This is a genomic window from Vibrio breoganii, assembly GCF_001677275.1.
Lineage (GTDB): Bacteria > Pseudomonadota > Gammaproteobacteria > Enterobacterales > Vibrionaceae > Vibrio > Vibrio breoganii.
Genome location: NZ_CP016177.1, coordinates 2,149,081 through 2,161,699, shown reverse-complemented (window position 1 = coordinate 2,161,699; position 12,619 = coordinate 2,149,081). Strand labels below are relative to the sequence as shown.

The window sequence follows — 12,619 nt, the reverse complement described above, 5'->3', positions numbered from 1 at the left end:
TCTTTGCGCCAAATGTTTGCTTTCAGTTTTACTACAACGCTAACGTTACGTAAGAACGGTTTCGCCAAAGAAGCTTCTTCTTGTTATTGGCTAGCATACGCTTACGACGGTTAGCTGAAACAGTGCTATTTGATAATTTCTTAGATAGCTTTCTTTTTAGTTTCAACGAACAATCTCCTATGAACTTCATGTAGGCAAACAATCACTGACGTTTCGATGTTTGCACTACACATATATAGAACATGATTGTTACTATAATATGAATCTAAACATAGGATCTAGATCGCAAATAAACGCAAACGATTGTTCAGTTGAATTTAATTTGTGAGCCATCTCTCTCTATTCCTCGGTGGCGGATTCACTTTCATCTCTGAGTGTTTCTGAAGCCTCAGACTTTGCAGGCTCTAGGGCTTCTATCACCATGAGGCCATCGGTGTTGGTTTCTACACTGGCGTGATCCCGTTGGTCAATATGTCCAATGATGCTTTGATAGTAACGACGAATATTTTCCACATAATTGAGAGCCTCATCACCACGGGCATAGCCGTAGCGTGTGTACTCGTAGTAACCCTTTTTACGAAGCAGGGGTAGGCGCGTTTTCACATCACTCCATAGATCAGGGTCTGCACCTTGTGCTTTGGTTATGCGTCTAGCATCCATTACGTGCCCATAGCCAACATTATATGAGGCTAAAGCAAACCAGATTTTTTCATGCTGATTGATACTGTCGGGAATGCGATTAACGATCTTTCTCAAGTAATCAGCACCGCCTCGAATCGACTGTTCAGGGTCAAGGCGATCGGTGACACCCACACTTTTTGCCGTGGGTAGAGTCAACATCATCATGCCACGCACACCTGTTGGCGATTTTGCATCTGGATTCCAATGTGACTCTTGATAAGCAAGGGCGGCGATTAAGCGCCAGTCAAACTCACCGGCATACTTTTGAAAGAGAGGTTCCCATTTAGGTAGTTTGCTGTCTAAGGCGCGTACAAACGCGCGAGTATCGACATAATCAAAGTCTTCGATATGCCCAAAGTACTTCTCTTCTATTAGCTGTAATTGACCATTTTGTTGAATGCCGCCAAAGAACTCTAAAACCAGAGCATAAAGGCTCTCGTCTGCGCCTCTGCGCAAGAACCAAGACGTAGGCTGGTCTTCTGTTAATTCAAACGCGAGCGCGATATTAGGGTAGATACGTTGAGTAATGGAAAGCTCGATAGAATCGGCGACTGTAAATAGACGCTCGCCTTGCGAGACTTGTTTTAGCAAATCATTAATATCATAGCTATCGGTGATCTCGTATTTAAGATCAGGATGCTCCTTCGCAAGATCCAAGAGGGTCTGCTCAAAATGCGATCCTTTAACCACAGTAATGGATTCACCGCTTTCAATGAGCTGGTCTAGGTTGCGAGGGCGCCAAGTGCCTTTTTTGTAGACCACTTGCTGGCTGACGTAGTAATAAGCCGGTCCCGCTCTAAACGCTTTAACTCGGTTAGGTGCCTGAGTAAGGCCTGCCGCAACAATGTCGACCTCGCCATTTCTTAATGCAGGGAATAGCTCAGAGAGGCGATAGGCAGGTTTGATCTCCAAACGAACGCCAAGTTGCTTCGCAAACTCTGACGCTAGCTCATACTCTAAGCCGGTGGGGCCATCAGGGCCGATATAATAGGAGAGTTGATTGTTTAGCGTTCCAACGCGCAGCACACCTCGGTCTTTGATCTGTTGCAATTCGTTCTTAGTGTCGGTTTCGTACTGACAGCCAGTGACAGAAAGTAAGGCTATGAACGAGGCCATTAGCAGGGAGAATTTAGTTAACACTGACGTGCGCATTGTGCGGGACAACTCCGAATAATAAGGGGGATTTTTTTTAACGCTTCGCCCTTTATATCAAACCCCTTATCACCGGGGAAGTGAAACTAGAATCATGAGCAAACTGTATTCGCATCTGAGGGTTTGACCTCACGATGTATCCATCAGAGATACCTTGACGCAAAAAATTGCGCAAACGGTTGCTTTTTGTGTTACTTCACAAAAAGATTTGCTTTATAATACGCCCGAAACAACCCAGGTAATATTGAAATAAAGATGGATAATTTAATTAAGTTATTGTTTTTATTTGAATATTATCTTTAATCCATCATCAAAGAGACCTAAGCACATGAGAATTTTGCGTGGCTCCCCAGCTCTTTCTGAGTTTCGTGTACAAAAACTACTAGAACTTTGCCGTGAACAAGACCTGCCAGTAACAGGTATTTATGCTGAGTTTATGCATTTTGCAGACGTGAGTGCAGAACTTGACGCGTCAGAGGCAGAGAAGCTTGAAAAGCTGCTTACTTATGGTCCAACGATCGAAGAGCATGAACCACAAGGCACTTTAGTGCTTGTGACTCCTCGCCCAGGCACTATCTCTCCTTGGTCTTCTAAGTCGACAGATATTGCTCATAACTGTGGCTTGGACAAGGTTAAGCGTCTAGAGCGTGGTACGGCATACTATGTTGAAACATCTGTTGCTTTGGATGAAGCACAAATCAAGGCTGTAAAAGCATTGGTACATGACCGCATGATGGAAGTGGTCTTTGGTGAGATGGAACAAGCTGCTGCACTATTCACGGTTGCAGAGCCAGCGCCGCATACTGTTGTCGATGTACTAGCCGGTGGCCGCAAAGCCCTAGAAGACGCCAATGTAAACTTGGGTCTTGCGCTAGCGGAAGATGAAATTGATTACCTAGTTGATAGCTTTAATACACTAGGTCGTAACCCTAACGACATCGAATTGATGATGTTTGCTCAAGCAAACTCTGAGCACTGTCGCCATAAGATCTTCAACGCAGATTGGACAATTGACGGCGTAGTTCAAGACAAGTCACTGTTCAAGATGATCAAGAACACCATGGAAGTTACCCCTGACCACGTTCTGTCTGCATACAAAGACAACGCAGCGGTTATGGAAGGCTCTAAAGTGGGTCGTTTCTTCCCGAATCCAGAGACTCGTCAATACTCTTACAATCATGAAGATGCACACATCTTGATGAAGGTTGAAACCCATAACCACCCAACAGCAATCTCTCCTTGGCCAGGTGCTTCAACCGGTTCTGGTGGTGAGATTCGTGATGAAGGCGCGACCGGTATTGGTGGCAAGCCAAAAGCGGGTCTAGTGGGATTCACAACCTCAAACCTACGTATTCCAGGTTTTGAGCAGCCATGGGAAACGGACTTTGGTAAGCCAGGCCGTATCGTTACGGCTTTAGACATCATGACTGAAGGCCCGCTAGGTGGCGCAGCATTCAACAACGAATTTGGTCGTCCAAACCTATTGGGTTACTTCCGTACTTACGAAGAAAAAGTCACCTCTCACGCGGGTGAAGAAATCCGTGGTTACCACAAGCCAATTATGATTGCTGGTGGTATGGGTAATATTCGTGACGAGCACGTTCAGAAGAAAGAAATCCCTGTAGGCGCTAAGCTAATCGTACTTGGCGGTCCTGCAATGAACATCGGCCTTGGTGGCGGTGCCGCTTCTTCAATGGCGTCAGGTCAGTCGGCAGAAGACCTAGATTTTGCCTCTGTTCAGCGTGAAAACCCTGAAATGGAGCGTCGCTGTCAAGAAGTGATCGACCGTTGTTGGCAGCTTGGCGATGACAACCCAATTGCCTTTATCCACGATGTGGGTGCTGGCGGTATCTCGAACGCACTACCTGAACTCGTCGATGATGGCGAGCGTGGTGGTAAATTCCAACTGCGTGATGTGCCAAACGATGAGCCGGGCATGAGCCCACTAGAGATCTGGTGTAACGAATCTCAAGAGCGCTATGTAATGGCAGTTGCGGATGAGAACATGGCAGCGTTTGACGCTATCTGTAAGCGTGAACGTGCACCGTACGCGGTTGTAGGTATCGCAACTGAAGAGCGTCAGCTAACACTCGAAGATTCTCATTTCGATAACACGCCAATCGATATGCCAATGGACATCTTGTTAGGTAAAACACCTAAGATGCACCGTGACGCGCAAACGCTGAAGGTTGAAAGCCCGGCAATCAATCGCGATGGAATTGAGCTAAACGAAGCGGTTGATCGCGTACTTCGCCTACCAACCGTTGCTGAGAAAACCTTCCTAATCACCATTGGTGACCGCAGTGTAACGGGCCTAGTCGCTCGCGACCAAATGGTTGGCCCTTGGCAGGTACCGGTGGCGAACTGTGCTGTGACTGCAGCGAGCTACGACACTTACCACGGCGAGTCTATGTCGATGGGTGAGCGTACTCCAGTGGCACTGCTAGACTTCGGCGCTTCAGCTCGTTTAGCTGTGGGTGAGTCTCTCACTAACATCGCGGGTACTGACATTGGCGATATTAAACGCATTAAGCTTTCGGCAAACTGGATGTCTCCAGCAGGTCACCCTGGTGAAGATGCAGGTCTTTATGAAGCAGTGAAGGCTGTGGGTGAAGAGCTATGTCCGGCACTGGGTCTGACTATCCCTGTGGGTAAAGACTCTATGTCGATGAAGACTAAGTGGAACGAGAATGGTGAAGACAAAGAAGTGACTTCTCCACTTTCACTGGTTATCACAGCATTTGGTCGCGTAGAAGATGTGCGTAAGACGGTAACGCCGCAGCTTCGTACCGACAAAGGCGATTCAAGCCTAGTCCTTGTTGACCTTGGCAATGGCAAGAACCGCATGGGTGCTACAGCACTGGCACAGGTTTACAAGCAGTTGGGTGATAAGCCTGCTGATGTGGATAACGCAGAGCAGCTAAAAGGCTTCTTTGACGCGATGCAAACCCTAGTGCGTGATGACAAGCTGGTTGCTTACCACGATAAAGGTGATGGCGGTCTATTTGTTACCCTTGCTGAGATGGCGTTTGCTGGTCACTGTGGCATGAAAGCTGACATCTCTGATCTAGGCGAAGACACGCTAGCGACACTCTTCAATGAAGAATTAGGTGCGGTTGTTCAGGTTAAGAACGAAGACCTTGAGCAAGTGCGCGCAGTATTGGCAGCAAACGGCCTAGAAGCATGTTCACATGTTATCGGCAGTGTTGAAGCAAGCGACAGCTTTGAAATCTTTGCTAACGGCAGTGCAATCATAGAGCGCTCTCGTATCGAACTACGTACTATCTGGGCTGAAACGACGCATAAGATGCAAGCGCTGCGTGATAACCCTGCTTGTGCAGACCAAGAGTTTGCAGCGAAGAAAGATAATTCTGACCCAGGCCTAAACGTAGACCTAACCTTCGATGTCCGTGAAGATGTAGCGGCACCATACATTGCAACAGGCGTTAAGCCTAAGATGGCAATCTTGCGTGAGCAAGGTGTCAACTCTCATGTAGAAATGGCTGCTGCCTTTGACCGTGCTGGCTTTGATTCTGTTGATATCCATATGAGCGATATCCTAACAGGCCAAGCGGTACTTGAAGAATACCAAGGCCTTGTGGCTTGTGGTGGCTTCTCTTACGGTGATGTTCTAGGCGCTGGTGAAGGCTGGGCTAAGTCTGTACTGTTTAACTCAGCGGCTCGCGACCAGTTTGAAGGCTTCTTCAACCGCGAAGATACCTTCTCTCTAGGTGTATGTAATGGCTGTCAGATGCTGTCTAACCTTAAAGAGCTGATCCCTGGTGCTGACCTTTGGCCTCGATTCGTACGTAATGAATCTGAGCGCTTTGAGGCTCGCTTTAGCTTGGTTGAGGTTCAGAAGTCTGATTCTGTGTTCTTTGATGGTATGGCGGGCTCTCGTATGCCTATCGCTGTATCTCATGGTGAAGGTCGAGTTGAAGTGAAAGATTCAGCTCATCTGAATGCGATTGAGAACTCAGGTACGGTTGCACTGCGTTACGTAGACAATAACGGTAATGCGACTCAGCAGTACCCGAACAACCCGAATGGTTCACCAAACGCAATTACAGGTCTAACTACAGCAGATGGCCGTGTGACTATTATGATGCCGCACCCAGAGCGTGTATTTAGAACCGTAGCCAACTCATGGGCTCCAGAGTCTTGGGGTGAAGATTCGGCTTGGATGCGCATGTTCCGCAACGTTCGTAAGAATATCGGCTAAACAGCGTTAATAGTCTTATTTATATACAAGAGCGACCTGCAAAGGTCGCTTTTTTTTGTGTCTAAATTTAATAAGTTACGAATAGTTTCTGGTTTGTTGCTGGTGTTTGGTATTTGTAGCTTTAGTTGTTGAATCTTTGCATTTATTAACCTAACCTTTTGATGTTGATTGTATTTATTAGGTTCACATATGATTCCGATGTCGGGAAGACGGAATTGACACTAAACTTACAAGCAGGTTCAATTATTTTATTGTAAACAATTGAAAATCAGCTATTTTAGATAGGCAGATCACCTTTTTCATTATAAAAATTTGAAGGATTCATAGCATGAAAAAATTTGGCTTAAAGGCAGTGGGTTTGGCAGTTGTTGCTGCTTCGTTAAGTGGTTGTATCGGTAGTAACGCAGTGACTGGTTACGTAATGAAGTTTAACCTTGAAGTGGTTGATAACCGTTACGCTCGTGGTGGTGTGAACATGCTTCTTGCACCTGTATACGCACTAACGGTAGCGGTGGATGCGTTGATCTTTAACTCCATCGAATTCTGGGCAGGTAAAAACCCAATCAATGGCAAGCCACATATCTTCGACTCGAAAGTGAAGACTATGTACAACATGAACGATGATCTTGATCCTTCACTGACTGAAGCACCTCTAGACCCAATTTCTATGCGTCAGGTTGAATCATCTACATTCGAAGCAATTGATGCAGATACGATTCAAATGAACGTAACCTACAACAATGGCGACAAGGCATTGATCATGGGTGTACGTGACGGCGAAAAAGTTAGCTACTACTACAACGGTGAGCTAATGTCTGAAACTACGCTTTCTCAACTTGAAGAACTAGCAGCAACTAAAGCATAACGTTTTGCTCTAGATATAAGAAAGCCGAGCTAAGTGCTCGGCTTTTTAGTATCTGAAATAGAAAACTTATGCTTTCTCAGGGATATGCTTAAGTAGGTTCACCATTTGTTCCCAGAACAAATCAACGGTGTCGATTTTCACTTTCTCATCAGGAGAGTGAGGGAATTTAATGGTTGGGCCAAACGACACCATATCCATGTTTGGATAAGGCTTCTTAAACAGACCACACTCAAGACCGGCATGAATCACCATAATGTTGGGTTTGTGACCATACACTTCTTGGTACATGTCACGGAAGATAGCCATGATTTCTGAATCTGCATCCGGCTTCCAACCAGGATACGCACCAGAAAATGCGATCTTAGCACCAGACAGTGTCGCAACAGACGTCAGCATGCTTTCCACTTGGCTGCGACCTGAGTCGATAAGAGAGCGAATCAAGCAAAGCGCCGTCACCTTATCTTGCTCTGTAGTGATCACGCCAAGGTTTAGAGAGGTCTCCACTACGCCTTCAATGGCATCACTCATGCGAATCACGCCATTTGGGCATGCGTTAAACGCGGCAACTAATGATTGCTGGCTTTGCGTTGAGAAAACACCGAATTGAGCTTGTGCATCTTCCACAAAGGTAACAAGGTTGGTTTCAACAGCACCTAGCTCGGCCTTAAGCATGTCAGTGTAAGCTGCGTACAGCTCTTCAAGCTTAGCTGTATTTGCTTGAGGTAAGGCAAGGGTAACTGAGCCTTCACGAGGGATCGCATTGCGCAGGCTACCACCGGTAAAATCAATCAGTCTTAGTTCTAGCTCCTCGGCATGGCCGGCAAGAAAACGTGCCAGTAACTTGTTCGCGTTGCCACGACCAGTGTGAATATCACAGCCAGAGTGACCGCCTTTCAAGCCTTTCAAGATCAGCTTTTTAGTCGCAGAGCCTTGCGGAGCCTCTTCACGCTCGATAACGAATTCAAGGCTAGAGTCGATGCCACCGGCACAACCCATGTACACTTCGCCTTCTTGCTCAGAGTCCGTATTAAGAAGGATGTCCCCCTCAAGCCAGCCCTGTTGCAAACCGAAAGCACCGGTCATGCCTGCTTCTTCGTCAATGGTCAGCAGAACTTCAATAGGGCCATGAGCAATATCGTTTGATGCAAGAACAGCAAGGCATGACGCCATACCAATACCATTATCAGCGCCTAAGGTAGTACCCGTCGCCGTTACCCATTCGCCATCGATATACGGAAGAATAGGGTCAGTAGTAAAGTCATGAATGGTATCTTCATTCTTCTGAGGAACCATGTCGATGTGCGCTTGAAGCACAACACCTTTCTTATTTTCCATACCAGGAGTTGCAGGCTTTTTGATGAAAAGGTTGCCTACCGCATCTTCTTTTACTTCTAATCCTTGCTCTTTAGCCCAAGCAACAATGTGATTGGCTAGCGCTTGTTCATGCTTAGATGGGTGCGGGATAGAACAGATCTTATCGAAGAATGGCCAGATTGGATTTTGAGTTTGTTGAGTGATCTCGCTGAGAAATTGGGACATGTAATACTCCTTCATGCATACAGATAGCAACTAAGTACTCAATTCGACCTCGAGTAGGCCGATGAATGGTGGGCAGGATATCACTGTGAACTAGGGTTGGACAGGCAAACTCGTAACTGTTGAGTAAGTTTTATTATCATTTGTGACGTGATAGTGAAGCAATTGAGGTTAAGTTATTTATTTTACGTGTGAAATTAAATTACCAAATCAGGTCGTAAAATAGCCCGTTTTAGATTTTAACGCCCCCACTAAAGAAAAATACTTGTAATTAAATTACAGGATCGGTAATATTAACCCTGTCGATACAGACTACCCTTCTGTGAGCCACCCCGCTCATCATTTTGTCTGTATCTATGCTGAATTAAAGTGCTAATTTGTTGATTTTAAACTAATTAGTCTTGGAATTTTAGATGGGTACATCAATGGCTTGTCAGCTAAAGATGTATTTCATATAGAGTTTCAACCCTATTTATAGGGTTTTTAAGCATGTGATTGAACTTCGGTTCACCCCTGATATATTGGAAATTTATTACTGATTTCATAAGCCGCCCAGTTTGGAGCGGCTTTTTTTTCGCCTGAATTTCTCATTCGAAGGCAGTCAATGGTGATGAACAAGTGGGGGATGATGTCAGTTTGAGTGCTCTTCTGATGATTACTGGGTAAGAGGCTTATTTCTATGTGCTACATAAGTGCTTATCTGTCGTTTTTGAGTTGTAACTTTAAGACAAGATGAAATATTAACCTCATTTTACAGAGGGAATTAAGTCTTTCATATTTATAAATATCAATGACTTAATGTATACGCTTACATTAGTGACCTGCGCATTAAGTGATCCAAATGAATTTATAGCCAAAACAGTATGGTATTTCGTGATGTTACTCACTATAATTCACGCCAATTTAGATACGCAAACGATTACTTTTAGAAACTTTTAGGAATTGATTATGCTCGAGAAGCTATTCAAACTACGTGAACACGGCACTACGGTTCGCACGGAAATCATTGCAGGTATGACTACCTTCCTGACAATGGCGTACATCATCTTTGTTAACCCATCGATGCTATCTGCAACTGGTATGGATCACGGTGCTGTATTTGTAGCAACCTGTTTAGCTGCTGCTATTGGTTGCTTCATCATGGGCCTCTACGCTAACTACCCAATTGCTCAAGCCCCAGGTATGGGTCTTAACGCCTTCTTTACCTATGGCGTTGTTCTTGGCATGGGTTATGAGTGGCAGGTTGCACTGGCAGCGGTATTTGTATCGGGCATCTTGTTCATCTTGCTTAGCTTGTTCCGTATTCGCGAGTGGATTATTAATTCAATTCCTATGTCTCTGCGTACCGGTATCTCAGCGGGTATTGGTTTATTCCTTGCATTTATCGGCCTTAAGAACGCAGGCATCGTAGTCGATAACCCAGCAACATTCGTTTCTCTTGGTGATATCACGAGTTTGAATGCGGTTCTGGCAGCAGTTGGCTTCTTTATTACTATCGCTCTTGTTCACCGCGGCGTTCGTGGTGCGGTTATGATCGCTATCCTTTGCGTTACCGTTTTCGGTCTAATTTTTGGCGATGTGCAATACAACGGCCTAATGTCAGCTCCACCGAGCCTTGCACCAACATTCATGCAATTGGATTTTGCTGGTGTATTTGAAGTTGGCATGATCTCAGTTATCTTCGCATTCTTGTTTGTTGACCTTTTTGATACAGCGGGCACGTTAGTGGGTGTTGCAACTAAAGCTAACCTAATCAAAGAAGATGGCAAGCTACCTCGCCTTAATAAAGCACTACTGGCTGACTCAACAGCCACTTCTGTGGGTGCTTTGCTTGGTACTTCTAACACCACATCATACGTAGAATCAACCGCTGGTGTTGCGGCTGGTGGTCGTACTGGTTTGACTGCAGTAACCGTAGGTGTACTTTTCCTATTGGCTTTGCTGTTTTCTCCATTAGCGGGTATGATTCCGCCCTATGCGACAGCAGGAGCGCTATTTTATGTAGCTATCCTGATGCTTTCTGGTCTAGTGAACATTGACTGGAGTGACATTACAGAAGCTGCTCCTGTAGTAGTAACTTGCCTGCTAATGCCTCTAACGTTCTCTATCGCAGAGGGTATCTCTCTAGGCTTCATCTCTTACGCTGCAATCAAATTGTTGAGCGGTAAGGGACGTGACGTTTCCATGAGTGTTTGGGTTATGTCTGCTGTCTTTATCCTAAAATATGTTTTGACCGCTTAATTGCGTCATTAAATAGGTTTTCAAGTTATGCCAAAAAAATACATCATCACCTGGGATGAAATGCAGACAAACTGTCGTGAGCTTGCTGCTCGCCAAATGCCTGCTGAACAGTGGAAAGGTATCTGGGGTGTGAGCCGCGGTGGTCTAGTACCTGCTGCGATTCTTGCTCGTGAATTAGGTATCCGTTACGTTGATACTATTTGCATCTCAAGCTACGACCATGATCATCAACGTGACATGAGCGTACTTAAAGCTCCTGAAGGTGATGGCGAAGGTTTCCTAATCGTTGAAGATTTAGTGGATAGTGGTGACACTGCACGTAAGCTACGTGAAATGTACCCTAAAGCGAAATTGATCGCGGTATGTGCAAAGCCTTCTGGCGCTGAGCTACTGGACGATTACGTTGTTGATATCGCTCAAGAAACCTGGATTGAGCAACCTTGGGATATGCAGCTGCAGTTCGTTGAGCCAATTAATCGCAAACGCAAGTAATTTGCTCTTTCGATGCTCACAAAGTATCGCAAAATAATTTTTATATTAAATGCCTCTATTTAGAGGCATTTTTTGTTTATGCTTAAGCATAAGTTCAATTCGAAGATGCCTCTCATATGACTGAAGAACACAAAAAAAATCTTTCCGAACAGCTCTTTTCCAAGCATTTACAAGCCAAGGAAACCTCTGGCTTAACGCAGTACATGCCAAGTAGCCTGAGCATCTTAGAGAGCAAGCCACAGCACTCTTGGTATCGTAATCTGCGCCGATTGCAATGGATTTGGCAGGGGGCAGACCCCATTGAACAAGATCAGGTGCTTGCGCGTATATCCTCATCTGAGCACTCTCGAAGCAACGACGAATGGCTAGATACCGTCATGGGATTTCGTTCGGGAAACTGGGCCTATGAATGGACCCACGCAGGGATGATTCATCAAAAACGCGCAGCAGAGTTAAAGGGTGATGAAGCTGCCGAGGCTCTCTATAAAGCGAGTCTTTATTTCAGCATTGCAGCCTACCCACATATCAAGGGCGATAATCTATCCATACAAGCTCAGGTATTGGCGAATAAGGCGTACGAAGAAGCATCCCATGCGAGCAAGTATGTGTTTAAGCAACTGAATGTGCCTTATAAAGGCAAAACGGTGCAGGCGAATTTACATCTGCCACATACTGAACGCCCGTTACCTGTAGTGATCGTTTGTGCTGGGCTAGATAGCGTACAAACCGATATGTGGAAGCTGTTCCTTGATCACTTGGCTCCCAATGAATTTGCGATGCTGACCATTGATATGCCATCGGTGGGCAAGAGTAGTCAATGGACCCTTTCAGAGGATACCAGCTGCTTGCACAAAGCATTGCTAGATTATCTACCTGAAGTTCCGTTTGTGGATCACTGGAAGGTAGGATTGCTTGGCTTCCGCTTTGGCGGCAATGCTTTGGTTCGCTTAAGCTTTCTGGAGCAAGAGAGAATTAAGGCATGCGTTGCAATAGGTTCTCCTGTACACGACATCTTAGCTAATCCAGACAAGCTGACGAACATGTCGAAGATGTATCTCGATGTTCTTGGGTCTCGTTTAGGTAAATCGCCCATTGATATTCAAAGCTTGGCAGGGCAGATGTCAGCATGGTCTCTTCGCACTCAAGGTTTGCTCGCGGCTCGTCGCACCAATGTGCCAATGCTCGCTATCTCTTTGGAAGGCGACCCGGTAGCGCCGCATAGCGATAATAAATTGATCGCTATGTCGAGTAAGGTAGGCAAAGCGGTGAAGATCCCTGCGAAAAATTTGAGCTCTGGATACCAAAAATCACTAAACCTAGCGATCGATTGGCTTCTTGAAGAATTAAAATCGTGACAAAGATGTTAATTTAATGGCACTATAACTGTTGCTTATGTAACTGATGAGCAACATAAAATTCGCTGTGCGTCG

8 protein-coding genes are annotated in these 12,619 nt (G+C 45.5%); 5 read left to right on the top strand and 3 right to left on the bottom strand.

Annotated features, from left to right (window positions below; genetic code table 11):
* Nucleotides 1-31: 31 nt before the first annotated feature.
* Nucleotides 32-166 carry a hypothetical protein gene (locus A6E01_RS21630; RefSeq protein WP_257744107.1) on the bottom strand — a complete coding sequence of 45 codons (135 nt, stop codon included), beginning with the start codon at nt 164-166 and terminating at the stop codon, nt 32-34.
* A 173-nt stretch (nt 167-339) separates the two neighbouring features.
* Nucleotides 340-1,833, bottom strand: a complete 1,494-nt coding sequence (gene mltF, locus A6E01_RS09950; protein ID WP_065210153.1) for a membrane-bound lytic murein transglycosylase MltF — start codon at nt 1,831-1,833, stop codon at nt 340-342.
* Nucleotides 1,834-2,161: 328 nt separating this feature from the next.
* Here mltF and purL point away from each other — a divergent pair, with 328 nt between their 5' ends.
* Both purL and A6E01_RS09940 read left to right on the top strand, forming a co-directional pair.
* Nucleotides 2,162-6,055, top strand: a complete 3,894-nt coding sequence (gene purL / locus A6E01_RS09945; protein ID WP_065210152.1) for a phosphoribosylformylglycinamidine synthase — start codon at nt 2,162-2,164, stop codon at nt 6,053-6,055.
* 328 nt (nt 6,056-6,383) lie between these two features.
* Entirely contained in the window at nt 6,384-6,920 is a 537-nt protein-coding gene (locus A6E01_RS09940; protein ID WP_017028275.1) for a DUF3332 family protein, read from the top strand.
* Between the two features lie 66 nt (nt 6,921-6,986).
* Here the strand turns inward: A6E01_RS09940 and A6E01_RS09935 are convergent, their stop codons facing one another.
* Nucleotides 6,987-8,459, bottom strand: a complete 1,473-nt coding sequence (locus tag A6E01_RS09935) for an aminoacyl-histidine dipeptidase (protein ID WP_017028274.1) — start codon at nt 8,457-8,459, stop codon at nt 6,987-6,989.
* Between the two features lie 945 nt (nt 8,460-9,404).
* Here A6E01_RS09935 and A6E01_RS09930 point away from each other — a divergent pair.
* The 3 genes from A6E01_RS09930 to frsA all read left to right on the top strand — a co-directional run bounded on the left by A6E01_RS09930 (nt 9,405) and on the right by frsA (nt 12,544).
* Entirely contained in the window at nt 9,405-10,697 is a 1,293-nt protein-coding gene (locus tag A6E01_RS09930) for an NCS2 family permease (RefSeq protein ID WP_017028273.1), read from the top strand.
* Nucleotides 10,698-10,724: 27 nt separating this feature from the next.
* Nucleotides 10,725-11,189, top strand: coding sequence for a xanthine phosphoribosyltransferase (gene gpt, locus A6E01_RS09925; RefSeq protein ID WP_017028272.1), 465 nt, complete (start codon nt 10,725-10,727; stop codon nt 11,187-11,189).
* 116 nt (nt 11,190-11,305) lie between these two features.
* Nucleotides 11,306-12,544 (top strand): esterase FrsA, encoded by a 1,239-nt coding sequence (gene frsA, locus A6E01_RS09920; protein ID WP_065210151.1) that lies wholly within the window; start codon nt 11,306-11,308, stop codon nt 12,542-12,544.
* The last annotated feature ends 75 nt before the right edge of the window (nt 12,545-12,619 follow it).

Bases quoted from the DNA above. Each gene is read 5' to 3' on its own strand.
- A6E01_RS09940 (WP_017028275.1), top strand. From the start codon at position 6,384: ATGAAAAAATTTGGCTTAAAGGCAGTGGGTTTGGCAGTTGTTGCTGCT.
- frsA (WP_065210151.1), top strand. From the start codon at position 11,306: ATGACTGAAGAACACAAAAAAAATCTTTCCGAACAGCTCTTTTCCAAG.
- purL (WP_065210152.1), top strand. From the start codon at position 2,162: ATGAGAATTTTGCGTGGCTCCCCAGCTCTTTCTGAGTTTCGTGTACAA.
- mltF (WP_065210153.1), bottom strand. From the start codon at position 1,833: ATGCGCACGTCAGTGTTAACTAAATTCTCCCTGCTAATGGCCTCGTTC.
- A6E01_RS09930 (WP_017028273.1), top strand. From the start codon at position 9,405: ATGCTCGAGAAGCTATTCAAACTACGTGAACACGGCACTACGGTTCGC.
- A6E01_RS09935 (WP_017028274.1), bottom strand. From the start codon at position 8,459: ATGTCCCAATTTCTCAGCGAGATCACTCAACAAACTCAAAATCCAATC.
- gpt (WP_017028272.1), top strand. From the start codon at position 10,725: ATGCCAAAAAAATACATCATCACCTGGGATGAAATGCAGACAAACTGT.